We start from the raw sequence: 25,132 nt of genomic DNA on the forward strand, positions 1-25,132 counted from the left end.
GACTAGTACAACTTAGATTCCCGAATTTTTAAAAAATTCGGGGTTCAGGGAAACAATTTTTAATTACGAGTGATTACTGATGATTGCGGCATTTAACCATAGTTAGGATGTAGCAAATAATATAGCATTAGCTACTTGAGATAGCGGATTGAAAAGGTAAATGAATATCAAAAAACCCTTGGTGAGAAATCAGCCAGAGGTAGGACAGCTTATCCGGAGGCTGCGGCTTGTGGCTGGGCTAACGCAAGAACAGTTTGCAGCCTCTCTAGGTGTTACATATTCAACAATTAACCGTTGGGAAAATAAACGCTCTCAACCATCACCTTTGGCGATAGAGAAGATTGAGAGAATGTTAAAAGCAATGGATGAACAATTTTATTATTTCTAGAAAGTCAACTATATTTGCTCTGTTTGGGTATGGGCGATCGCAAATTTTACTTGGCAATTTAGAATTAATCACTGTTAGACAAATATTAATTATTTATCTATGTATTTTTTTGACTAATTTATCGAAGCTGACAAAATTAAAATTATGCTCTCAATCGTCCTACATCCAGATGTTGTTAAGTTTTTGCGTAAAAATATTAGCAGTAATGTTCGGCAAAAAACTTGGGACTGCATTAATCAGCTAAGACGGCGACAGTTTAATGGTGGATTGAGAGTTAAACGGCTGAAAGGTATTAATAAAAGAGTTTGGGAAGCAAGGATTGATCGTGCTAGTCGTCTAATTTTTACTTACGACAAATCAAGACAGCCTGAAACAGGAGAGGCGGAAGTTTACATCGCCATTCAGGATATTTGTTTGGATCATGATGATGTTCCTAGAAAAGCAGCTAGAGAAAGAACCCCAGATGCAACTTGGTTAGATGGAGAGATAATTAATACTCTAGGTAATATAGAATCAGATTTTAATGAACTGCCGCAAACTGAACGCACTCAACTAGAGTTTGACCAATTAGAAGATGAAGATTTAGATTTAACAAAGTTATCAGATAATAAAGATGAACTCTTAGGTAATATACAGTGGTTAATTATAGACTCACCCGAAGATTGGCAACGAGCCATTATTAACCAGGATGTAGATTTACAATTCAAACTTACACCTGAAGAATACGCATTATCTACAATAAACGAGGATATACTTCTCAAAGGTAGTGCGGGGACTGGCAAAACTACAGTAGCTATATATCGTCTTTTGAATGATTACCGACTGTACCCACAATCTTCTAAAAGGCTTTATGTTGCTTACAATCCTTTATTAGTCAATAATGCAAAAGAACAGTTTTACCAATTATTAGGTACTAATAATCCTGAAGTTACATCTCTGTTTCAGTTTAAAACCCTAAGAGACTTATGTTTAGAAATTCTTGAGCTAACTGGACAGAGTTATTCACCTGAAGATGAAGTAAATTTTCATATTTTTGAAAAAATTTATTTACATAAAGAACGTCAAAAATATCCTACTGCTTTAGTTTGGAATGAAATTCGTAGTATTATCAAAGGTAGTCAACTGGCTTTGGATGCAGATTATTTAAGCCAATCTGAGTATGAACATTTAGGTGCTAAACGTTCAAGTATTGTCCAACTGAGTAAACGTGCTACTTTTTACTCGGCATTTACTTATTGGTATCAAAGAAAGATTAAAGAAAATGGTCGATTTGATGATATAGATTTGACTCGGAAAGCCTTAGAAGTTGTCATTGAAAACAATTTGAAAGATTATCGCTTAATTGTCTGTGATGAAGTGCAAGATTTTACTGAATTACAGTTAGAATTTCTCATGCGACTCGTTGCACCGACAGGGAATTTATTTTTTGCTGGTGATTTACACCAAATGATTAGTCCTAGTGGTTTTCGCTGGGAAGACTTGACAACAAGATTTTTTCAAAATGGACGAAAACAACCTCTGCAAGAAACATTCACATTCAACTTTCGCAGTGTTGGCACATTAGTTAATTTAGCTAACCAAATATTGCAAATACGTTATCGATTATTAAATACATCTTATCCCTATAAAAACACTCAGGCTATTAGCAATTATGGTGAACTAACTCGGATAGTTGCTGCTTCTAATCAACATTTGGAATCTATACTGCAAACTCTTCATCCAGGTGATGCTATTTTAGTTAGAACCAATCCAGAAAGAGAACATCTGCGCGCAGTTTTTAAGTCTTCTTTAGTGTTTACAATTGAGGAAGCTAAAGGTTTAGAGTTTGATACTGTATTTTTAGTAAATTTTTTTGAATGTCACCAGAATTTATGGTACAGAGTTTTACAAAAACCTTCTCGATTGCCTGAGAATGAAATACCAGGATTATTATTAGAGTTGAATTTACTTTATGTAGCTGTAACTCGTGCCCGTCGAATTTTAAATGTTTGGGAAGAAAAAATTTCTGAATTTTGGCAGCAACCAGAACTGATCAATTACTACAAAATTCAGGATATGCAAACAATAGCAGAAAATCGTTCTGCCGAACAAGTTCAAGATTGGCAGCAACGTGGAGAATATTACTTAAAAGCTGAGTTTTATCTACAAGCTGTTGAATGTTTTGATAAATCAGGTGATAGATTAAAATATTTGCAAGCCAGAGCTAAACAACTACAAAAAGAAGGTAAATATCAAGAAGCTGCGGTAATTTTTGCCGAATTAGAGAATTGGGAGACTGCTGCCAAACTTTTCCAGCGTGTTCAAAAATGGGAAGCAGCAGCACATTATTGGGGAAAAGCAGGTAATTTTGCACAAAAACAAATCTGTGATATTCATTTATTAGAAGAAAAAGGTCAATTTACACAAGCGGCTCGAGAATGGGAAGTTATTGGAAGATACAAGCAAGCCGCTGAATTATTTGAGAAAGATGCACAGTGGGAAGCAGCAGCAAACTGTTGGCAACAAGCAGGTAATTTAGAAAATAAGCAAATCTGTGAAATTCGACTACTGGAAGTAAAAGAACATTGGGAAGATGCGGCCCAGCAATGGCATCAATTGAGACGATTTGATGATGAAAAACGTTGCTGGATGAACAGTAATAATATAGCTAAAAAAGCTGAATATCAAGCTAAGGATTTTGAAAAACAAAAACAATGGTTACAAGCATATGAACAATATCAATTAGCAGGAATAGTTGATAAAGCCACGGAAACTTGTCAAAAAGCTATTGAAAGTTTAATGGCATCTGGAAAACAAAACTTTGAACAACAAAATTTTCAAGAAGCATTAGCTGATTACACACAAGTCTTACAGTTAAATTCTCAATATACTGAAGCTTATGTGCGCCGAGGAAGGGCTAAGATAAAACTCAAACAATATCTTTCTGCGATAGAGGATTACAATCAAGCTTTAATGATTAATCCACAATCTGCAGAGATATATTATGAGCGAGGTAGAGTTTACCAAATATTAAGCCAGTTAGATTTCCAAAAAGCGAAGATACTGAAAGAGCAGAAAAAGCCTGAAATTTAGTACTACTGCATTTTTACCCAGATCCCCGACTTTTTGAAAAAGTCGGGGATTTAAATCTCACTAAAGTTAAGTAATGCACCGCCTTACGGATGGTGCGTTAGGCGCTAGGATAGTTATTTCGTGACAAATCATCTTAAAAATAAGCGCCTAACATACGCTACAAAAATATTTATAAATAAACTCTGATTGCTGCTTGCTGTTGAGTTTAATTGTGGCTACTTGTGCTTTCAGCTTTGCATTTCTTGTAACTTCTAAAATACGCTCAGAATATACAACAGCGTAAATAGAATGATCCAAATGATATCTACAAAGTGCCAGTAGATTTCTGCCATTTCAATGCCAGTATGTTTCGTAGCAGAGTAATGACCGACACGGCGCGATCGCCACAGTACACCAAGTATTAACAGCAACCCTATAAATACGTGTAAACCGTGAAAACCTGTCATCAAGTAAAAGCAATTAGAAAATACGTTGGTAGTTAACCCATATCCCAAAGTCAGATACTCATATACCTGACCTCCCAGGAAAATCGCGCCCATCAACGCTGTGATGCCATACCATAAGCGCATCCCCGCGATATGATTTTTCTTAATCGCTGTATCACCTAAGTGGATCACAAAGCTACTAGAAACTAGGATGATGGTGTTAATTGTGGGTATGAGTAATTCTACCTCTGTCCCTTCCGGCGGCCAAACTGCGGCACCACCACGCAAAATTAGGTAAGTGGCAAAAAAACCACCAAACATCAAAGACTCAGAAACCAGAAACGTCAGCAGCCCGAACACCCGCAAGTCTTGATGTTCTTCATGGGAAGCGGCTGAACCCAACGCTATTTCTGGGGCGTTCAAAGTTGAATCCTGCATAAATTCCAATTTCTAAATTTAAGGAGAAATAATTGGCTTGAATTTCAGCCTTCTTCTTCTCTCTGTGTCTTCTGCGGTTAAAAATCATATAAAACCACAGAGGCACAGAGAACGCAGAGTTCACGTAGGATGGGTTAGCGATCGCGTAACGCATCCACTAACGTTAAACCGAGGCAGCCGTTTGCGCTGTGGGTTTTCCTTCATCACTGCGCCCATAATCGTAGGGGCCGTGAGTCACAACTGGTAGTACTTCCCAGTTTTCAATCGCTGGGGGTGAAGTGGTTGTCCATTCTAAAGTCAGCGCTTCCCAAGGGTTATCTGACGCTTTGGGGCCATTCATCCAACTCCAAATGGCGTTGAAGAAGAACGGGATTACAGATATGCCGAGAATTATTGCGCCAATAGTACAAATATGATTAATTCCTGCAAATTGAGGGTCATACATGGCGACACGGCGCGGCATTCCTTGCAACCCTAGTTGGTGCATGGGTAGGAAAGTGAGGTGAGTACCAACAAAAGTCAGGGCAAAATGTACTCTTCCCCAGGTTTCATTCATCATTCTGCCAGTCATCTTGGGGAACCAATGGTAAATTCCCGCATAGATACCAAATACAGAACCGCCAAATAATACGTAGTGGAAGTGACCAACTACATAATATGTATCGTGAACATGGATATCAAAAGGCGCTGTACCCAAGGTTACGCCGCCTAATCCGCCAACGACAAACATTGATAGCAAGCCAATGGCAAATAACATGGCACTGGTAAAGCGGATTTTACCGCCCCACAGAGTTGCTACCCAACCAAAAATCTTCACGCCAGTGGGAACAGCAACAATCAGGGTAGAAATGGTAAAGAACATCCGCATCCAAGGGGGTGTACCACTGGTAAACATATGGTGTACCCAAACAAATAAACCAATAATGCAGATTGCCAAGCTAGAATAAGCGATCGCTTTATAGCCAAATATCGGTTTACGGGCGTGAACGGGAATCACCTCCGACATAATGCCGAAGATGGGCAAAATCATTAAATATACGGCAGGGTGGGAATAAAACCAAAATAAATGCTGATAAAGCACCACATTTCCGCCAGCATCCGGCTTAAAGAAAGAAGTGCCAAAGTTGATATCAAATAATAACAGCACTAATCCGGCTGCTAAAACTGGGGTAGACAGCAGGGCTAAAACTGAAGTGGCTAAAATTGCCCAGCAGAATAAGGGCATTTGCGTCCATTGCATACTGGGGACTTTCATCTTCAAGATGGTGACGACAAAGTTTAACGCCCCCAAAATTGAGGAAGTCCCCACCAACACGATCGCTAAAATCCACATTGATTGGGCAGTGTTAGCTGTGATTAAACTCAATGGTGGGTAAGCAGTCCAGCCACTTTGAGAACCACCAAAGAAGAAGCTACCCAAAAGTAAGGCCCCAGCCGGCGGATTTAACCAAAATGCGATCGCATTCAATTTGGGAAACGCCATATCTCGCGCCCCCACCATCAAGGGAATCAGGAAGTTACCAAATCCCCCAATCGCCGCCGGCACAATCCACATAAAAATCATTAATGTGCCGTGGTTGGTCATGAAGGCGTTGTAAAGGTTGGGATCGAGAAAATCTGCATCTGGTGTATTTAATTCGATGCGGATCGCCATCGCCATTAATCCACCAATCAGGTAAAACACAAAGGCGGTTACCAGATATTGAATGCCAATGACTTTGTGATCGATATTAAAGGTGAAATAGTCGTACCATTTCCACTTTTCGGGTACTTCGTGGTGGGTAACGACTGTTGTAGATTTGGGAGTTTCTAATTGTGTCATACCAATTTTGGATTTTGGATTTGAGATTTTGGATTGAAAATCTTGAATAAAACAAGACTAGCTATCCGAAGTTGGTATTATCTGGAAAAACGCTTATGGATTGACGGCAACGGTTTGATCCATTTCTGGCTGTTGGGCTACGCGATTTTCTGCCAACCAGCGATCGTAATCTTCTGGGGTGTGGACAACTACAGAAGTACGCATACTACCGTGATAGCCACCACACAGTTCGGCGCAAACTATGGGATAGGTTCCTGTTTTGGTGGCGGTGAACCGCAACTGTGTAGGTTGACCAGGAATTGCATCTTGCTTCAACCGAAACTGAGGCACCCAAAATGAGTGAATTACATCATTTGCAGAGATATTCAGTAATACATCTTGACCGATGGGAACGTGCAGTTCGCCTGTATTCACATCGCTATCGGGATAGTTGAACAGCCAAGCATATTGCATTCCGGTGACGTTAACTACTAAAGATGGTGGTTTACCTTCGGTTGCAGGTGTCGAACCAATACCAATGGGGTTTGATTCGGGTTGTGCCATCATTGACTCGTGGGTCATACCGTGATGACCAATCTCATCCATCCCGCCCATCTCGGTGTAAACATCTACGCTGTAAACCCCCAATCCAATTACAATGATTCCGGGGATAATAGTCCACAAAATTTCTAGGGGAAAGCTACCTTCAATTGGCAGGCCATCGCCATTATCTCCAGGCCGCCGACGAAACTTAATTACAGAAAACAGGATGGCCCCTTGTACTACTAAAAATAAAGCAGTCCCAATGGCTACCATCACATTAAAGAAATCATCTACTAAAGGCGCTTGTGCGGAAGCTTGAACAGGCAAAAGATGATTATTTTGTCCTACCCACAAGCTAATTAGCGTAATTAAGATACCTGCAATTAAAGTTATAATCCCAAGGGGAATTTGTTTCATAAAATAATTTCCTCTGGATAAGTATTTTGCTGCCACATTTTTTCCAACATTTGGATTTTTCTTTGTAGCACAGCAGCACGATAAGCAACATAGCCCTTATGCAAAGTAATTCCTAAACAAAGGCCAATAGGAGCCAAAATTATCAGCCATAATAATATAGAAATAGCCATAGTGACACCGTGATTAGTGAATTGCTGAACATCGGAAACAGCATACACTAGGTTTTGTGTTGCCTGAAAATTTAGATGCTCCTGCCAAACTATAATTATTGCCACTAAAGCTGGAGAAAGCACTACTAAGCTTAATAAAAATACTGTGAGCATTCTTAAGAGTTTAGATTTCATAAGCATGACTGCAAAACCGCATATTCCTATAGATGCGGAGGTATAAGTTCTGCATTTTAAATCTGGTTAATTCCAGTTTTAAATGTCAATAATCTTTACAATTCACAGATAACCTCGTTGATATTTGATATATGCAGGTATTACTTTAACTTATGTTTATCGCGTTTATATTAAGACTGAAACAAATAGCCAGCTAAATATAAGTTAGGAATGTTAAGTAGGTTTTTCGTGATACATATCACAAAAAAAGATATTTGGCTTCAATCTACTCAGGTAAGACTATATTTTTTAGACTTTCTTTAGAATTTATAGTTCTTAACTATCTATTATTGAAAGTCTCAACTATAGCAATCTGTGTAGAAGTTACAAATATCTCTTTAATTTATCCTCCTTGTTACCTTTGTTTCCTTGTCCTGTTCATATATCAAATACAACTGCGATAGAAATTGATGACACTTGCCTGAGTTCTATCTATCAAAAGTGTTATATCAGCTACCTCATCTAGTAACAGCATTTAATTAGGGATGTACTCAACTGTTGAAACCCCTGCCTAGTAAAGATTTCAAAGTTTTTTTATGGTGGGGTACTAGTATTTTTTTGAGGGGAGGAATATTTACTTACAGGTAGGGGTACTAGCGTTTCTGTACTCAAGACAAAGCTCTACTGAGGCAACATCAGAAGCTATTTGTTAAGTTATTCTTCTCCAGTCAAGAAATGTTAATGAGTTATTAATTAAGTGAAGCGCGCTTGTACTCTCCATATTCTGTGTTTCAACATACACAATTCATCAATTACAACTAAATTCCTCAAATATTCCTTCCTACGCAAATAATTTCAGAAATCAAAGTGGATTGCTATATACAGATCACAAAATTAAAATTATCCAAATATTGCTAAAAAAAGAGACTTTTTTGAATATTAAATATCAATTAAATTTAATAATGTCAAATTTTCCTGATTTTGATATATTCAAATCGCTGTGACGCAAATCCCTACATTTTTCCAACAGATGCTTAAAACAATAATAATTTTATGGCAAGAAATCCCATTTTATGCCTTTCCTAACATCATTTATTAAACTAGAAATAGGTTTGTTACATTTATGTTAAAATCGGTAACTAAATGTTAGTGAAAGCTATTCTGTATAATAATTGTTTGGCAAATGTGAAGATTCATTTAATAGTTCAAAATGAACAAAAAAATCAGATGCTTTTGGTTAAAAAATTTACTAAGGTTAAGATAGATCAATGCGGATAGCAGAATAATTTTGGAATCAACAGCAATTAATTTTTAACTAATTAAAATTTTGCGGCGATCGCGTATTAGCAACATCTAGAAAATTCGGCATCTTTGCCACCGAGAGGAATAGATAAAAGCTGAATTCCGTAGCTATCTACGGCTTGATTTAGCATTTCAATTTAAAAATCACTCTTACAATACTATGCCCTATGCCATTACTAAGCGCTGTATTCAGTGTGACCATTGCCTTCCTCAGTGTCCTGAAGGTGCGATCCAAGTTATCGATGGTGACTACTGGATAGATCCGAGTTTGTGTAATGATTGCGAAGGTTATATGACACCGCAGTGTGTCCTTTGTTGCCCTGTCAATTCTCCAGTGCCTTATCAAGCAAAAAAGGGTAGATGCAAGGTTGATGCTAATGTCATTACCAGTCAGAAGCTATTTACCGATGGGAAAGGACATCCTTTTGCCTCAGCTATTGTTATTTGGGAATTATGCAATGTTTTAGCCCAGCGTCAATCGCTTCCTTGGCAAGTTGATGCGGATGGAGAGTTATATTATCAACGACAAATTAATGGTGGTAAAGGTGCGATCGCATTCCGAGTGACGGATAGCGTAAATTCCGAGCCAGAAAGCGTACTTAAAGGTGCCAAGGCTTTATCTGCGATCGAGGCATTTGATATTAGATCTGCTTGTATGCACTTAATATATGCCGCTCACGCCACTAACCTAGATCAACCTTGGGAAGAAAAGTTTACCATCAACGACCGACAGATTGAGGACTATCTAGGGCTAGAGAAACGTAAAGACTTGAGCAAAACTACCAAGCTAGCTTTGATTAAAGAACTTGCTCAACAACCCTGTCAACTGATCGCTTCTATTGATTTACCCGCAAAAGGGAAGATTCCAGGGGTATACCTAGAAAAAAGCCGCTTGTGGCATTTATTAGATATTCAACACCACTTTCAAGAAGACGATTTAGGATGCAAACATCTAGTTGGGTTGACCTTTACAATTAAAGTCGGTCAGTGGGCAGAGTATTTTCTCAATCGCCAAGGCTGCAAAGAGCGTACTGCTTTCTATCAATACGGTACCTTACCTAAAGCTTTACTAAATGTAGTCATGAGCATTTGGCAACAGCATGAAGGTGCAGCGCGGATGATGCTGTGGTTATTATTTAAAACCAAAATAGGTAGAGAACAACGCATTACTATCCCCACCCTCATGAGAGTTGCTTATGGCGAGCGAAAACTGAGCCAAGTCTCTGGACACCCAGAGCATCGCCAACGCCTCTTAAGAATATTTGAAAGCGATTTAGAAGTACTTAATTATCATGGACTCAAACCTATATTCGATCCTGTTACCTACCCATTAGAAATTCAACCTTTATGGGCAAAATTAGTTGATATTCCTGAAGATGCAGAAGCCGCATTGGACTTCTGGATTGATGATGGTAGTAACGGTACGCGATTAACCGATGCAGCCCCTCGTGGTAAGTGGAATCGACTCATGAATGCCCGCATCTTATATTTTGAAGTTCCACCAGAGTGGAAAAAACAACTTGCCAAATCTAAGAAAAAGCAGCGAACTACTAGCCGCAAAACAAAATTAAAACCACAAATAGCGCTTTCTGTTGAATATATTCTTGAGGCGAGAAAAAGACTAGGGTTAAGCCAAAGAGACTTAGCAAAGCTAACAGGTAAAAGCCAAAGTTGGATTCGTGATATTGAAAATGGGCGTTTTGAAGCTAAGTTAGAAGACCAAATGTTATTACAAAAAGCATTGGCGATGGGTAATGGGTAATGAGAATTTCTCCCCGTGCTTGTAAAGACGCGATTCATCGCGTCTCTACCCCGCCCCCTTGTCCTCATTTAAGCTTCGTTGAACTTGGCGCGAATAGTTTCTATGCGTTGACGATTTACACCTAAATCGCTTTGACCCAAGCGAGAAGCTGAACGCACTTGAATGACATTTGCGTTGCGGTCAAGATAAAATTCGACATCATCCACGAAGCCTAATAAGGCACTTTTAAATTCTGCATACAGATAATCAGTACTTTCAGTAATGATTTGAGTTCTGGGTAAAGACTCAATGATACTTTTAAGATTGGCGATCGCTTCTTCTGGCGTTGATGTAAAAGTCAGTGGGGCAATTTGATGGACTGCATCTGTACTTTGGCTAGATACACAGTTAGGGCTATTGGGACAAGATGCTAGTTTCCCGTTGTTAACCCCTAAGTTATTAGGTCTTTTACCTGCAAAAACCATAATTATCTTGTGAAATTTTGTAATTTAAAGTCGTATTCACTCTAGAAGAATTAATTGCTCACAAGCAAGCCACCTGAGATGGAATATATAGGAATACGAATTAAATTCATTCATTAGCAGAACGTTCAAACACTACGGAAAGATTATTTGCGGGCATTTGGTAAATCTGTTTGAAGACAAAATTTTCTGCATTAGCTACTGCAATGACATCCTCTAAGTTACGCACACCCCACTCTGGATTTTGGGCGCGTAAATATTCATCAAAAGCAGCATTACTCGGTGCTGTATGTTCTCCACCGCGTTTAAATGGGCCGTATAAATACAGAATATCTCCCGGTTGAAGGATACGATTTGCCCCTGCCATTAGCCCCAGACAAGCTGACCAAGATGAAATATGAATCATATTAATATTAACGATCGCAGTAATTGGTGAAGTCTGAAGCCACTCGCTGACTACTCCTGTTTCCACTGTCCAAACTGCTTCTCTCACATCCAGCGTTTGCGGTGGATAAATATTCTCACAGCCGCAGTGTTCAATCCAGGCACTAATGCTGGCGAGTGACTGTGGGTTTACATCTGTAGGTAGCCACTGGCGCGGTTTGAATTTGGGGGCAAAAAACACTGAATGTTCGCCAGTTCCAGCAGCTATTTCCAGTATCGTGCCACTCGCAGGTAATACTTGTAAAAGTACTTCTAAAATCGGTTCGCGGTTGCGCTGGGTTGCGGGTGCTTCTTGCCTTGCGTCTTGTGGTGTCATTCCTGTAGTTGGAGAAAGAAAGTGGGATAACTGCCAATACAGTTCGGTTAAGGGGGAAAGGGAAAAGGGGAAAAGGATTGAATTCACCCTTACCCTTTTCCCATTACCCTTTTCCCAAATCACGAGGGAGATGCAAAAGACTTATCCGAACCGTATTGGGATAACTGCCATCAAGACCATAATACCGAGAGCAACGTTATCTAAATTAGTAATTTTCGCTGAAATATCTTGCTTTGGATGCTTGTAAAAGTATGCTGCATCTTACTTCAGCACTCATTGATAAGCAAAATTAAGAATCCTGAGAATCACTCAAAAAACGGTGATGCGATCGCTCTATGATGCGGTAAGTACCGCATAGCTTACAAAAAATCATGACGCATACCGTATCAATCAACGATAGTCAAAGGTTACAACTTGCACCTTTAGCAACGCCAAATCGTCTACTATTGGGGCCGGGGCCTTCCAATGCTCATCCAGCCGTTCTTCAGGCAATGAATACCTCACCAGTTGGGCATCTTGATCCTGCTTTTCTGGCTTTGATGGATGAAATTCAGTCATTGCTACGCTACGTATGGCAGACAGAAAACCCCCTGACAATTGCAGTTAGCGGTACAGGAACAGCCGCAATGGAAGCAACCATCGCCAATATCACAGAACCTGGCGATGTCGTATTAATTGGTGTAGCGGGATATTTTGGCAATCGCCTTGTAGATATGGCGGGAAGATATGGCGCAGATGTCCGCACTATTACTAAACCTTGGGGACAAGTCTTCAATTTAGATGAAATCCGCACAGCACTAGAAACTCATCGCCCAGCAATTCTCGCCTTAGTTCATGCGGAAACCTCCACTGGCGCACGTCAGCCGTTGGAAGGGGTAGCTGATTTATGTCGTGAATTTGACACACTATTACTAGTAGATACCGTTACCAGCTTGGGTGGAGTACCCATATTTTTAGATAATTGGGGAGTAGACCTTGCTTACAGCTGTAGTCAAAAAGGCTTGGGTTGTCCTCCGGGTGCTTCACCCTTTACCATGAGTCCCCGTGCTGTAGAGAAATTGCAAAACAGACGTAGCAAGGTTGCTAACTGGTATTTAGATATGAACTTGCTGAGTAAATATTGGGGTACTGAACGCATCTATCACCATACAGCACCCATTAATCTGTACTATGCATTACGGGAAGCACTACGTTTAGTGGCGGAAGAAGGACTAGCAAACAGCTGGCAACGTCATCAAAAAAATGTAGAGTATCTCTGGGATAGTTTGGAAGATATTGGATTAAGTATGCACGTAGAGCGAGAATATCGTCTCCCAACACTAACCACTGTTCGCATCCCTGAAGGAGTTGATGGCAAAGCCATTGCCCGTAAGCTACTTGATGAACATAACATTGAAATTGGCGGTGGTCTTGGCGAACTAGCCGGTAAAGTTTGGCGGGTTGGACTAATGGGCTTTAACAGCCGTAAAGAAAGTGTTGATAGACTTTTAGAAGCACTGCGCCAGGTATTACCTAAATAGGGATTAGGAACTAGGGATTAGGAACTAGGGATTAGGGACTGGGGATTAGGAACTACAAAGTAGTCTTTTTACCCAGCTATCATAAGTTTTTCAAGTTAGCCCCTCATGGGAAAAACCCACAACCAAAAATGAAAACCTGTATTTCCAATGCCCCATGCCCCATGCCCTATGCCCTATGCCCATTTTCAAGTTAGCCTCTGATGTGATAAATGACACAACAAAGGCATAAAAATAAACTGTTCCCAGTACCCAGTACCCAGTACCTAGTCCCCAATCCCTATTAACCTCTATTGATTCTTGTGGCTTTGCTTTCCAGCTTGAGAATGTTGCCCTCGGGTACCACCCTGAGTGCCTTTGCCTTCTTCGTTATTGTCCTCATCATTATTATTATTTGATTTGCTGCTGCCTCTGTGGGAACTCTTGCCGCCTTTGCTGCCAATTTCAGCCATGTGTTCTCTGTCTTGGCTTACAGCTTCACCGCCCTTGCGTCCAGCTTCACGGGCTTCCTCAGAGGTAAACTCGTGTGCTGTACCTTTTTCATGAGCAGCGTGTCCGCCTTTACTAGCAATTTCGCGTTGTTTATCTTCATCCATAGAAGCAAAACCGCGCTTACTGGTGTCTGACATTTGAAAACTCCTTTTAACTAACTAAAGCTTTTGACTTTTGTAGCCAGTGGAAACCTTGTTCGGTTTCTTATGTCAAATAATTACTTTCTAAAGTTAGCTACCAAATTGAGTTGTATTCATGTCTCCTTAGGGAGAAAGATTTACGGTTAGAGCATGACTATATATATATACAAAGATATATACTGAAACCTAGAATTAGCGATAATCTACCTGAACTAAAAAATCGCAGAAAAATTTTTAAAAAAGCTTTAAATTCTAGGCTCCAGCAAACTTGATAAATTCTCTTTTTGCAGAGCTTGCTTAATAGAGAAAATCTGATTTTTTCCAAAAATGACCAACTAGTGAATTAGTAGCTGAGAATTGTTAATACGTACCAAAATCTATAGAGGGTAGGATTTCCCTACCCTAAAATTTATGGATATTTAGCGAATGATGAAGAATTGGTACATATTGCAAAGCGCGATCGCTCTCCTCAAATTCCTCAAATGCTTGGTAATCAGTTGGGTTGAGGAATTTCAATTGCTCTAGAATTTACTGGGATAGAAAACCAGCGAATAAAAGAGGTAAAAGAATTAAAGCCGAGATAATCAACACTAGCGTGATTGGCTGTATTTTTAAAATGTTCTTATCAGGCTCTGGCATTGTTCACCTTAAAAAAAATAGGTAGACAATTTCAGCCTAAACTATTTTCACGCCTCGATTCAAGCAAACTGTAGAAAATCTCGTACTTTAGTAAGATTTAAAACCCCGAATTTTTCAAAAAGTCAGGGTTCTGGGTTATCCCTAGCAACAATTTTGTAATTACGAATTACGAATTACGAATTACAAATTACTCTGTTTTACTTCTCAGCCGACAATACCGGACTTGGTCTTTTCAACTTCGCATAGGTGCGGCGAACAGGTGGCTGATGCACCATCGAATAACCCATCCAGAGAATATTTTGCCGTTCTTTAACGGGGAACGAAACTGTGTGGACTAATGCATCTTGCTGCCACATCAATGAAGAAAAAGGTTGTGGTGGATTTTGCTGATTTCCTTCTAATAAATACCCTTGAATATTTTTTCCTAAAGAAACTGGCTTACCTGTGTGTCTGTGTTTATAAAATTCTTTGATTGCAGTGACAGAATTGGGGCTATCAACGCTAAAACTGCCTACTAAACAAGACGTATCAGTAGTTTCACAACTGAATAAACCCACAATCATACTGCGAGGCGAATTGCTAGAAAAAACTTTGACAGTTAGTTTACTGAGCAAATCGCGATTACTACCATCTCCTAAGCGAATTTGTTCGGGTAAACGCATTGCATAACCTGGTGGTAAGCTTTGCTGAATTTCTGGCAATTCAGAAATAAATACTTCTGATGGAATAGCAAAAGCCGGAAATGTACTGCCTAAAACAGCTAGAACAGCTGGTAAAGTAAGTAATTTACGAAACAGCATATTGTAACCATTTTTTATAAGTGGATAATAAAAACTACTTGAAAAAATGGTTAAAAAGCCTGAGAGGAATTACTTATTAATTAGTAATAAAAGGACACAGTTAGATTGGGGAATGGGGGAAGGGAAAAGGGGTAATGGGGAATGGGAACAACTAATTATAAATACCGAATACCAAACACCAAACACCCAATTTAAAAATCTACGCCACGTTTTAGTTCTACGCCGTGATTGGCATAGTGTTTGTGGCAATAAACTTCGGAGTGAACGCTGGCTAAATCAAAGTATGAAGGTTGATTTTGACAGCGACCGGTGATAATTACTTCCGTATCACGGGGTTTGCGAAGTAATGCTTGCACAATCGGTTCTACGGGGAGTAATTCTAAGTCAACGGTGGGATTGAGTTCATCCAAAATAATGGTTTTATACAATCCAGAAGCGATCGCAGTTTTGGCAATTTCCCAACCTCTTTCGGCTTCTACGTAGTCTAATTCTTGGCGAGAATTGCGCCAGACGATCGCATCTCTTCCACAACGTTGATGATCCACTACCTCTGGATATGATTGCTGTAAGGCTGCGATCGCAGCGTCTTCTGTGTAGCCACTACCACCTTTGAGCCATTGCATAATCATTACGCGGGTAGAGCCAGGATGATTGATTCCTCTACCTATAGCTTGTAATGCCTTACCTAAAGCGCTGGTAGACTTACCTTTGCCAGCACCCGTATAAATCTCAATCCCCTCAATTAGCAATGCTTCTGCTGTGGGGTGATGTTGAGGCTTCATTTCCGAATGTAAATCGGCAATATCTAGCAGCTTTTGCGGTGCAGCACGTCCAGTAGCAATAATTTCTAAATCCTGGGGTTTAGACTTAAGTGTCCGTACAACTTCATCAACTTCCAGCAAACCTAAATCTAGAACTGGGTTAATTTCATCGAGAACTACAACAGAATATAAACCAGAGGCGATCGCACCTTTAGCGACATCCCAACCTCTAGCTGCTTCAGCACAGTCAAAGGCAGTAATTTCGTCAGGGCCAAAATATTCTGCTCTCCCAGTTCGTACTTGGTCAATTAAATGAGGAAAGCCGCGCTGCAATGCAGCAATTGCGCCGTCCTCATCATAATCTCGTTCTGGCCCCTTTAAGAATCTTAGTAATAAGACACGATTTGCATTGCTCGGTGTATTAATTCCCAAGCCAATCGAGCGCAAAACCACGCCTAAAGCTGCTTGGGACTTCCCTTTCCCAGCACCATCGTAGACGTGAATTTGACCAGTGAGCCGTTCAGGACGCACTTGCGCCGTGCGAATACCGATACCGTTCCTTGTCATTTCTCGAAAAGCTCTAATGTAGCAATTTTTAATCTTAACGAACGTCTTGCACTCTCAGGTAGAGCGGCTATGATATTTGGGCATTGGGCATTGGGCATTGGGCATTGGGCATTGGGCATTGGGCATAGAACATTAAATATATGTATTAAATTTGAAGTCTTAATTTTTCACCCATTCCCCATTCCCCATTCCCCAGTCCCCAGTCCCCAGTCCCCGAAAAATACTGGCACATCCCGATGGTAAAAGGCAAGAACAATGAGATAATTGCCCCCATCACAGTGGGTATGCCAGTTATACTCTCTAAAGTTAACCCTTACAGAGGAAGGTTTATGTTTGACGATTGGACTCTTCCCAGAGTATTGCCGATAGGCGCAATTTTGTTTGATCTCTTATTTATACTGATGGCCATCTCTATAGAAGGCTACTGTTTCAACAGAAGATTAAAATTTGACAAAAAAACTAGCATTTTTTATGCAATATCTATTAATCTCTTTTCCAGCGTGATTGGTTGGGTAGCGTTTTTCGTCATAGAGCCTATGTTGCCCCTGCAGTTGCGGACAGAATTAATTAACTATATATTCTTCAACACGGTTAAATATTCTAATACGCAAACTGTCATTATTTTATCTGCTTTTATAATTTTCTTTGCTACGTTTATTGTCAAGTTATTTCTGCTCAGAGGTTTCTCACTCTTACTCAATGAAGAATTTTGGAAAAAGAGAGAAGAAACGACAAGCAACGAACCACCAAACTGGCGTAAGCTCAAACGCTCTAAATTAATTAGTAATAATTTAGTTTCTACTTTATTAATAGCTAATTCATTGAGTTATACGGCTATAACTTTTGTTCTACTGATTCGGAATAAAGTTTTCTAATTTAATAACTTAGTCTGCGGTATTAAGATGGTGTGTATTAAATGAGTTAGAGGTAAATCAATGAACACAATATTTAAGGATTTATTGGGTGTAACCAATTTTATTTCAGATATATACGCTAGGCTTAAAAAGATATTTGTCCCTCCTAAAGCTTATTCCTGGCAGACATTGATATATTTAAGTGTCTTTTCTTGGGCAATATCTTACTTTGCTACGCCTCCTATTAAGGATGTAATTGCATTTTTTGGTTGGTTATTTTTAATAGCTGGTACATCTTGGTATACTACCGATGACCCTTTAAGGGTTCCGGGTACTTTTATGCCTGTTGGTGCAGTCATCACTGGATTTTTAGTAAGTGTGTTTGCATTTGGGCAACAAAATAATACTGGTATTACCCCAAATACTATAGTTTTGTGGCCGACAATCTCGGCACTAATTACCGCCGTACCCGAATTTTTTGAAGGAAGTGGTACGGATGCTAAAGCTCAGATTCCTAAACCAGAAGACCGCCAAAGAATAATTGTATTGGTAGCTAGCTGTATGGTGTTAAGTTGCTGGCTGCAATTCTATTTTGTTGTCAATAACTGGGTAGAAAAATATCCTAGTTTATTGTCTGATAATTTCAAAAACAGTGCCTTTGTAGTTAAAACAGAATTGCCAACAAATATTCCACCTAACGGTGCTTTAATTCTGAGAGAAATTAGACCAAAATTAGAGAATCAAATCGATAAACAGCCTTGGTCACAAGTCGAGAAATGGCTACAAAATGCTAATGCAAATCTTAGTAATATAGCAGAGCAAGTAATTCAAGATAAACGCCTCAGACAAAAAGACGAGAAGATTTTATGGCGGATTGAACCACGAATTTCCAACCCTAATCCTCGCAAAAAAGATGAATATATACTAGATATTCTCAGTATTTGGACTGGCCCTAGTTCTGACAGACGCGGTTATTATCTCAAGCAGTCCTGTCAAATTCGACCAATTGCAGATACTACGAGCAGAGCCACTAATTCAAAACCCGATGAAAAACCCATCATCGCCGAAGTTGAGTGTGGCAAGGTTAGTAAACCAATTCTGGGATTACCGCCAGCAGAAAGATAAATTAATTCAAAATTGCTAAAATGCAACATTCATTAGATATGCTGAATTTCAGTAGAATTTTTGTGATCGCCAAAAATGTATTTCAGGAAGTAATTCGCGATCGCATCCTTTATATTATCGGTGTGTACATCCTCATACTTGCCGCCGCTATTCGTTTACTACCTGAAGTTGCTGCTAATACCGATGGCAAAATGTTTTTGGACTTCGGTATTGCGGCGATGAGTGTGATTGCCTTAATTGTGGCTGTATTTGTCGGCACTGGACTAGTTAACAAAGAAATAGAAAAGCGTACTGTTTTGATGTTAATTGCCAAACCCATTAGTCGCAGTGAATTTATTACTGGTAAATACTTGGGTTTATCGGCTGTCCTCGCCTTACTGATTGCCATTATGACTGGCATTTATTTGATATTTTTACAATTTGGACATATCCATCATTCCGCAAATAGTATTTTAATTGCCGCAATTTTTTTATTTTTGCAAACATCTTTAATTGCTGCTGTGGCTATTAGTTTGGGCGTATTTACTAGTTCCCTATTAGCAATAGTTTTGACTTTGGCTGTATATTTATTGGGTAACATCACTCAAGATTTATTGAAATTTGGGAAACTGAGCAATAGCCCAGGCATTCAACAACTTACTCAAGCCTTGTATTTGATATTGCCAGATTTATCGCGTTTAGATTTAAAGAACTATGCTGTTTATGGTTTGCAAGCATTACCAGAACCAACGGCACTGATTGCGAATGCTGGCTATGGCTTAATCTACAGCGCCTTGCTGTTAGCGATCGCAATCTTAGTCTTCTCACGCCGCGAATTTTAATCATTGTAGGATGCGTTATTAACGCATCCTACACGCCATAATATTTAAGCAACAAATATGATTTGCGGCTCCTGAATTGTGCCATCAGGCATAATCGCATCCACCAGCTTTGTATGAGTTAAAATACTTCCCCAAAGTTTAGCTTCAATTAAGTTAGCCTCAGTGAGATTTGCCCATCTTAAATCTGCACCAATTAAATTAGCTTCAGTTAAATTAGCTTCTAATAATTTTGCACCACAGAGTTTCGCTCCTGCGAGATTAGCTCGCACTAAGTTTGCTTCAATTAACGATGCTTCAATTAATTTGGCTTCAGTCAAATCCGCCTCACTTAAATCAGCATCACATAAAGAAGCCTGCGTCAGATTGGCCTCACGCAGGTTAGCACCCGTAAGAATAGAACCGCACAAATTTGCACCACGCAAATCTGCTCCCGCAAAATTAACACCACTCAAATCAACTGCTCTCAGGTCTATTCCGCTCAAGTCACATCCGCTGAAATCTCTACTTTGACTTAAAATGAAGTCCTGTTTGTCAGCATAATTTCTCATGGTATTACCTCAGGGTGTAAATTATGGCAACAATCAATTGTGAAAGTTACTGTATATCGAGCGTACACCCCAAAAGTGAATAAGCAGCGCCGTAAATTAATAATAATTTCAGAAAAATTCATTCATATGCGAAAAAGTAAGCTTTTCAGGTACTTTTTGGCTAAAAAATTCTGACATAAGTCAGGAAAATTTGATATATAAGCAAAGGTCATATTTTCAAGTACTGACTTCTCTAAGCTACCTCTCAGCAATAAAAAAACCCCGGCGAAACTAACCGAGGTTGATGGGAGAAGTCCAAATGACGATGAGAGATACAGATAGCGAATTGCAAAAATTTTAGCTAACGCTGAAACCTACTAAAACTAAAGTTGTGACTATTAAAGTAGCGAAAACAGCCTGTATTACATATTTGCGTTGTTCCCAAATTGCAGGGTACTCAGCGTAATACATTTGGGGTTCGGTTGCATAGTTATTGAGAACGCCGTCTTCGTTAATGGTGGTATACATAGTTATTTCTCTTTGTTGTTTTTCTTTTGTTTGTTACTTTATGTAAATAAATTTAACAAGATTGTTACAAAAAGTCAACTCAACTTGACAAATAATTACAGATAGTATTAATAAGCCTGGCTTATGTGATGGGATTAAGATGAAAAGAGGACTTCTATAAATAGTTGAACTCCGTGAACGAGGCTTTTTGCTTCATTCTTGAGACAGCTATTCCCAAAGCAAATGAAAATAACCAGATTTTCGCCTTTAACTGCGGTGATGCTCACGGCGCTAACTCTCAGCAGTTGCAGTACAGTTAGTAGTAGCGACTATGAAGCCACAGCGCTGACGACTTATACCTGGCGCGTGAAGTATATTAATGAGCCATCGCCGGAATTTGAAAACTTTGCCACTACATCTTTACTCAATCGCAATGGTATCAAGCCAGAAGGTGCGGTGACTGGCCCTGATGATCGGGGTTTATGGTGGCCTGCGCTACCACCCCGTCCTACTGTCAGCGAGGTGGAACAGCGTAAAAAACCTCAACAAGAGGTAAGTCAGCCAGAATTATTAAAAACCGTAGAGTATAAGGTGAGCTATAAAGTGGGTTCCGAACAGAAGATATTCCCCACAAACTACGATGTTTACCGAGAGGTAGTAAAAGCGTATCCATCGCGCATCCCTTTATCTTTTACTTTGGGGGTGAACGACGACACAGTGGAGAAAGCAGAACAGGCCGATTGAATAAGCTATTAGCCTGAAAATTCATTCTCCGGTGGGAAAGGAAAGACTCAGTTTAATACTCGCCCTTGTGTTTCCCAGACTAATTTTAAATTTTTTCTCATCTTCCTTGTTCCTTACCCAAACCAGATTGGGGTTGATTAATCACAGGAGATGGGCGAGGTGAAACTGGATTACGCAACAACAGAATAGGAATACTCAGTAGCCCGAAAATCATCACAGCCCCTGTCATCATCCATACTGTCAGACGATGAGGTTGATAGTTGCCTCGTTCAATTTGCCAGAAAACCCGGTTGTATTGCCATGCAGCTAAAGCGATCATCACAATCCCAAAAATTACTAAGACAATCCCTAAATTTTCCGAATTGAATAAGTGATGTACATCAGGTTCTCTGTGGGTGATGACTATATCTAGCTGATTTAAAAATAAACCAAATCTAGCGATCGCAAATCCAAACCCAATTAGTGCAATAGAAGTACGCAGCCAAGCTAAAAAAGTGCGTTCGTTGGCTTGATGCTCTCGTTGACGGTCTATTTTTGGTATTTTATTCATCAGTATTCCATTTCAAGAATTTGTAGAGACGCGATTCATCGCGTCTTTACTGGCGATTAACCGCGTCTGTCAAATGGCGTTCCGTTGTAAAAATATTACCCCGTTGTCTTCTTTATCTTCTTTTAGCCTTGCCGCACAGCAAAACACATCTACTGACAGAGACGTTTAGCTATATCATGCAATCATCATAAAATTAGATCAAAATTTCTTAAATCATCAATTTAGGGGGCTACTATGTCTCGTTTAACACAAATTCTCCAAAACTTGTACCTTCGTGTTGAAGGTTTTCTTTCTGTCATTTGGAATAAATTTGCAAATGTTGTCAAAAGTTTCTTTGGTTTTTTTGCCAAACTCTTGGGATTAACTGAGTCTGGTTACTTTTTAGAATCTGATGCGGCACAAGGTACCAAGCGAGTTGAACCTCCACAACCAATAGAAACTAAGCAAAATACTGCAGTTGAAACTCCCACCAACCGCCGCCGTTCTAATGCCAAAATGGATTACTACATGAACATGGCTCGTGATATGAAAAAGGGTTAATGACTAGTTTTCAGCGAAAAAACCTTTGAGCGATCGCATAACACAAGCTGTAATTAATTCCAATTCAAAAAACCTTTGTAATATATAGCAATCCTACAATGAGTTGTGAAATTATACCAATTTGAAAAAAGAATGCGACAGATTGTAGGGGCAAGGCAGTGCCCATTGGTGTCAACTTAAGCTAAAAAGCTTGCCCCACAAGCGTTTTACCCCTCCCCTCAATCCCCTCCCCCGAAGTTTGCTCAACGGGGGGAACCCTCCTTTGGATTCACCACTTTGCTTATGCCGGGAAACCCGTCCACCGCAAGTGGTTCACCGCACGCAACTTCTCTCCGCGCGCGGGGAGGGGAAGTTTTGGCTTTAGACAAAACTGGGGTGGGGTAACGCGGATCTTGATGGTAGACGATTTGATGCAAAATCAATTCCTGATAAGGGTTTCGCGTTAAGTTGACACAGGTGGGCAGTGCCTTGACCTTACGATTTCTGTACTCCTGTGGAGTCAGCCAGAAAGCCTTTTACAGGTTTCCTCACGCACAAATAAGCAAATTGTTCATTCAGAATCCAAAATTCTAAATTTAAAATTGATTGTATAGTCGCTGATTTGCGCCATGATACTCCAAGCCCACAATCAATTGACCTTGCAAGAGTTTCTCAATCTTCCCCCTGGTGAGGGAGATGTCACCTACGAACTTGTTAATGGTCAAGCAATTCCTAAGATGTCACCAAAATTTTTTCATGCCAAACTTACCCATGCCTTTCTAAATTTAATTGCACAATGGACTGAGGGAAAGGGATTAGTTTGTCCAGAATGGGCTGTTTTGCTAAAGCGACATGGCCGAGATTGGTTACCGACACCGGATCTTTTGTATATTTCTAATGAACGTTTACCTGCAGGCTGGAACGAAGATGAAGCTTGTCCTGTTCCTCCAGATTTAGTAATTGAGATTATCTCTCCAGGGCAAACCTTTGGACAAATGATAGCTAAAGCTCAAGATTATTTAGATGCTAATGTATTGCGAGTGTGGGTGGTAGATAGTAAAGCTAGAAGCATCACTGTTTTTTACCCAGATGCGCCACCAAAAACTTTTATGGGAGATGAATTACTCACAGATTCCTTATTTGAAGGCTGGGAATTTACTGTTGAGCAAGTATTTGAAATGGCAAAAATTCCCTTGAATAGCTAAATATTGCTTATTAAAGACAGTCAACAATCAACAGTCACCATGAGTAATTATGCAATTAAATGTGCATTGCTTTACTCAAATAAAAGGGAAAAAAGTTCAATCCCTTTCCCCCTTCCCCCTTCCCTCTTTCCCTTTCCCCTTCCCCAAACAACTTCTGTCATAATCACTGAAATAGACCGTTGTATCGGGCTGATATTGGGGAATTCGTCATGAAATTAGATTTAACAAGGTTTTTTCAGGCTTGTAACCCTAGCAAGACGCTGGCGATTAGCAAACCAGAGGATCGGCAATATTATATTGATTTTTCTCAAGTCCGGGGTGCGAAGATTATTGAAGAATTGGGGCGGACTATCACACGCTTGTCACCGGAAACACCTACCTGTCAATTATTTACCGGACATATTGGTTGTGGTAAGTCTACAGAGTTACTGCGGTTAAAGGCGGAGTTAGAACAGCAAGATTTTCATGTGGTTTATTTCGAGTCTAGCCAAAGCCTGGATATGGCTGATGTGGATGTTACAGATATTTTGTTGGCTATAGCGCGGGAAGTTAGCCAGAGTTTGGAAGCTATCAAAATTAATATTAAACCGGGATATTTTCAAAAATTATTTCAAGAAGTTAAGGATTTATTACTCACGCCGATAGAACTTTCGGAGGTGAAACTATCGGCAGGAATTGCGGAAATTACTACTAAAACTAAAGATAGTCCGAAACTGCGTGGACAATTGCGGCAATATTTAGAACCACGCACCAATGGAATTTTAGAATCAATTAATCAAGAATTACTCAAGCCAGCGCGAGAAAAACTGAAGGCGCAAGGTAAAAAAGGTTTGGTGGTAATTGTTGATAATCTTGATAGAGTTGATAATTCTGTGAAGCCATCGGGTTATTATCAGCCAGAATATCTATTTGTGGAACGTGGCGACCAGTTAAATCAATTAAATTGTCATGTTATTTATACCATTCCCTTGGTGTTAGTGTTTTCTAATGCTTTGGGTAGGTTAACTAATCGCTTTGGTGTCGATCCCAAGGTGTTACCGATGGTTCCTGTACAGCTACGGGATGCGGCAGATTCTGAACGAGGAATGACATTATTAAAACAGATGATTATGGTGAGGGCTTTTCCTGGGGTGAGTTGGGAACAAAGCCAAAATTTAATTAATTTGGTTTTTGCAAATCCTGATAGTTTAGCTAGAATTTGCCGAGTTAGTGGTGGACATCTGCGGAATTTGTTGATGTTATTATTTCGCTGTTTGCAAAGAGAAGATCCGCCGATTTCGGCTGAATGTGTGGAAGGCGTAATTAAACAACGGCGGAATGAACTAAGTTTAGCGATTACCGCAGATGAATGGGAATTGTTGCGGGAGGTGGCGCAAGATAAAATTTTTAGAGGTCATGAAAAATATGACCTTTTACTCCGCAGTATGTTTGTATTTGAATATCGAGATGAGGATGGTTCTTGGTTTGATATTAATCCGATTTTGACGGAGGCGAAGGAATAAAATTTGGGCATGGGGCATGGGGCATTGGGCATGGGAAAGATGTTAATTGTTGTTTTATAACCAGGATTATGCATCGCTAACCCGATAGATAAATTTGGTAGGGTACATTACGCCGCAGGCTCACGCACCGTCAACCCCATTCAAGAATGTGAATTGTTGTTTTATACTGC

23 protein-coding genes are annotated in these 25,132 nt (G+C 39.8%); 11 read left to right on the forward strand and 12 right to left on the reverse strand.

All coding sequences use genetic code 11. From position 1 onward, the window contains the following. The first annotated feature begins 160 nt into the window (after positions 1 to 160). Positions 161 to 388: a multiprotein-bridging factor 1 family protein gene (locus tag HG267_RS05225; protein WP_045870611.1), complete on the forward strand. Its 228-nt coding sequence runs from the start codon at positions 161 to 163 to the stop codon at positions 386 to 388. Between the two features lie 144 nt (positions 389 to 532). Further along, the gene (locus HG267_RS05230) at positions 533 to 3,460 is read left to right on the forward strand and encodes a UvrD-helicase domain-containing protein (protein WP_045870610.1); all 2,928 of its coding nucleotides are present in this window, start codon (positions 533 to 535) and stop codon (positions 3,458 to 3,460) included. Positions 3,461 to 3,711: 251 nt separating this feature from the next. Here HG267_RS05230 and HG267_RS05235 read toward each other — a convergent pair whose 3' ends face one another. From HG267_RS05235 to HG267_RS05250, 4 genes are all read right to left on the reverse strand, one after another. Further along, positions 3,712 to 4,323, reverse strand: a complete 612-nt coding sequence (locus HG267_RS05235) for a heme-copper oxidase subunit III (protein ID WP_045870609.1) — start codon at positions 4,321 to 4,323, stop codon at positions 3,712 to 3,714. A 163-nt stretch (positions 4,324 to 4,486) separates the two neighbouring features. Next, a complete protein-coding gene (gene ctaD, locus HG267_RS05240) occupies positions 4,487 to 6,145 on the reverse strand; it encodes a cytochrome c oxidase subunit I (RefSeq protein ID WP_045870608.1) in 1,659 nt (552 codons plus the stop codon). A 93-nt stretch (positions 6,146 to 6,238) separates the two neighbouring features. Next, positions 6,239 to 7,084, reverse strand: coding sequence for a cytochrome c oxidase subunit II (coxB, locus tag HG267_RS05245; protein WP_045870607.1), 846 nt, complete (start codon positions 7,082 to 7,084; stop codon positions 6,239 to 6,241). Next, entirely contained in the window at positions 7,081 to 7,428 is a 348-nt protein-coding gene (locus HG267_RS05250) for a hypothetical protein (RefSeq protein ID WP_045870606.1), read from the reverse strand. The genes coxB and HG267_RS05250 overlap by 4 nt, the downstream gene beginning before the upstream one ends. 1,441 nt (positions 7,429 to 8,869) lie before the next feature. Here HG267_RS05250 and HG267_RS05255 point away from each other — a divergent pair. After that, positions 8,870 to 10,471 (forward strand): helix-turn-helix domain-containing protein, encoded by a 1,602-nt coding sequence (locus HG267_RS05255; protein WP_045870605.1) that lies wholly within the window; start codon positions 8,870 to 8,872, stop codon positions 10,469 to 10,471. Positions 10,472 to 10,539: 68 nt separating this feature from the next. Here the strand turns inward: HG267_RS05255 and HG267_RS05260 are convergent, their stop codons facing one another. Together HG267_RS05260 and HG267_RS05265 are read right to left on the reverse strand one after the other, a co-directional pair. Continuing rightward, complete coding sequence (locus tag HG267_RS05260; protein ID WP_045870604.1) at positions 10,540 to 10,935, reverse strand: DUF1499 domain-containing protein; 396 nt, start codon at positions 10,933 to 10,935, stop codon at positions 10,540 to 10,542. A 106-nt stretch (positions 10,936 to 11,041) separates the two neighbouring features. Beyond that, on the reverse strand, positions 11,042 to 11,692 hold the full coding sequence (locus HG267_RS05265) for a DUF938 domain-containing protein (protein WP_045870603.1): 651 nt from the start codon (positions 11,690 to 11,692) through the stop codon (positions 11,042 to 11,044). A gap of 371 nt (positions 11,693 to 12,063) precedes the next feature. Here HG267_RS05265 and HG267_RS05270 point away from each other — a divergent pair, with 371 nt between their 5' ends. Beyond that, the gene (locus HG267_RS05270; RefSeq protein WP_045870602.1) at positions 12,064 to 13,212 is read left to right on the forward strand and encodes an alanine--glyoxylate aminotransferase family protein; all 1,149 of its coding nucleotides are present in this window, start codon (positions 12,064 to 12,066) and stop codon (positions 13,210 to 13,212) included. A 287-nt stretch (positions 13,213 to 13,499) separates the two neighbouring features. Here HG267_RS05270 and HG267_RS05275 read toward each other — a convergent pair whose 3' ends face one another. The 3 genes from HG267_RS05275 to HG267_RS05285 all read right to left on the reverse strand — a co-directional run bounded on the left by HG267_RS05275 (position 13,500) and on the right by HG267_RS05285 (position 16,608). Continuing rightward, entirely contained in the window at positions 13,500 to 13,838 is a 339-nt protein-coding gene (locus tag HG267_RS05275; protein ID WP_045870601.1) for a KGG domain-containing protein, read from the reverse strand. A gap of 839 nt (positions 13,839 to 14,677) precedes the next feature. Continuing rightward, positions 14,678 to 15,280 carry a hypothetical protein gene (locus tag HG267_RS05280; RefSeq protein ID WP_045870600.1) on the reverse strand — a complete coding sequence of 201 codons (603 nt, stop codon included), beginning with the start codon at positions 15,278 to 15,280 and terminating at the stop codon, positions 14,678 to 14,680. A 191-nt stretch (positions 15,281 to 15,471) separates the two neighbouring features. Next, the gene (locus HG267_RS05285; protein WP_045870599.1) at positions 15,472 to 16,608 is read right to left on the reverse strand and encodes a cob(I)yrinic acid a,c-diamide adenosyltransferase; all 1,137 of its coding nucleotides are present in this window, start codon (positions 16,606 to 16,608) and stop codon (positions 15,472 to 15,474) included. Between the two features lie 329 nt (positions 16,609 to 16,937). On the opposite strand from HG267_RS05285, the gene fraC reads away from it, so the two are divergent. From fraC to HG267_RS05300, 3 genes are read left to right on the forward strand one after another with little or no spacing between them, the layout of a single operon-like run. Beyond that, positions 16,938 to 17,483, forward strand: a complete 546-nt coding sequence (gene fraC / locus HG267_RS05290; RefSeq protein WP_045870947.1) for a filament integrity protein FraC — start codon at positions 16,938 to 16,940, stop codon at positions 17,481 to 17,483. Between the two features lie 60 nt (positions 17,484 to 17,543). Next, positions 17,544 to 18,587 carry a septal junction protein FraD gene (gene fraD, locus HG267_RS05295; RefSeq protein WP_045870598.1) on the forward strand — a complete coding sequence of 348 codons (1,044 nt, stop codon included), beginning with the start codon at positions 17,544 to 17,546 and terminating at the stop codon, positions 18,585 to 18,587. Positions 18,588 to 18,628: 41 nt separating this feature from the next. Then, positions 18,629 to 19,408 carry an ABC transporter permease gene (locus HG267_RS05300; RefSeq protein ID WP_045870946.1) on the forward strand — a complete coding sequence of 260 codons (780 nt, stop codon included), beginning with the start codon at positions 18,629 to 18,631 and terminating at the stop codon, positions 19,406 to 19,408. 44 nt (positions 19,409 to 19,452) lie between these two features. Here HG267_RS05300 and HG267_RS05305 read toward each other — a convergent pair whose 3' ends face one another. Next, positions 19,453 to 19,956: a pentapeptide repeat-containing protein gene (locus tag HG267_RS05305; protein WP_045870597.1), complete on the reverse strand. Its 504-nt coding sequence runs from the start codon at positions 19,954 to 19,956 to the stop codon at positions 19,453 to 19,455. Between the two features lie 336 nt (positions 19,957 to 20,292). Next, positions 20,293 to 20,463 carry a photosystem II assembly protein Psb34 gene (psb34, locus tag HG267_RS05310; protein ID WP_045870596.1) on the reverse strand — a complete coding sequence of 57 codons (171 nt, stop codon included), beginning with the start codon at positions 20,461 to 20,463 and terminating at the stop codon, positions 20,293 to 20,295. Between the two features lie 222 nt (positions 20,464 to 20,685). On the opposite strand from psb34, the gene HG267_RS05315 reads away from it, so the two are divergent. Continuing rightward, a complete protein-coding gene (locus HG267_RS05315; RefSeq protein ID WP_045870595.1) occupies positions 20,686 to 21,186 on the forward strand; it encodes a hypothetical protein in 501 nt (166 codons plus the stop codon). A gap of 97 nt (positions 21,187 to 21,283) precedes the next feature. Here HG267_RS05315 and HG267_RS05320 read toward each other — a convergent pair whose 3' ends face one another. Continuing rightward, the gene (locus tag HG267_RS05320; RefSeq protein ID WP_045870594.1) at positions 21,284 to 21,736 is read right to left on the reverse strand and encodes a YidH family protein; all 453 of its coding nucleotides are present in this window, start codon (positions 21,734 to 21,736) and stop codon (positions 21,284 to 21,286) included. Positions 21,737 to 21,970: 234 nt separating this feature from the next. On the opposite strand from HG267_RS05320, the gene HG267_RS05325 reads away from it, so the two are divergent. The 3 genes from HG267_RS05325 (at position 21,971) to HG267_RS05335 (ending at position 24,962) form a co-directional block, all read left to right on the forward strand. Next, positions 21,971 to 22,276 (forward strand): hypothetical protein, encoded by a 306-nt coding sequence (locus HG267_RS05325; protein WP_045870593.1) that lies wholly within the window; start codon positions 21,971 to 21,973, stop codon positions 22,274 to 22,276. Between the two features lie 608 nt (positions 22,277 to 22,884). Next, positions 22,885 to 23,460: a Uma2 family endonuclease gene (locus tag HG267_RS05330; protein ID WP_045870592.1), complete on the forward strand. Its 576-nt coding sequence runs from the start codon at positions 22,885 to 22,887 to the stop codon at positions 23,458 to 23,460. Positions 23,461 to 23,669: 209 nt separating this feature from the next. Next, positions 23,670 to 24,962 (forward strand): P-loop NTPase fold protein, encoded by a 1,293-nt coding sequence (locus HG267_RS05335; protein ID WP_045870591.1) that lies wholly within the window; start codon positions 23,670 to 23,672, stop codon positions 24,960 to 24,962. The last annotated feature ends 170 nt before the right edge of the window (positions 24,963 to 25,132 follow it).

Source organism: Tolypothrix sp. PCC 7601, assembly GCF_025677855.1.
Lineage (GTDB): Bacteria > Cyanobacteriota > Cyanobacteriia > Cyanobacteriales > Nostocaceae > Aulosira > Aulosira diplosiphon.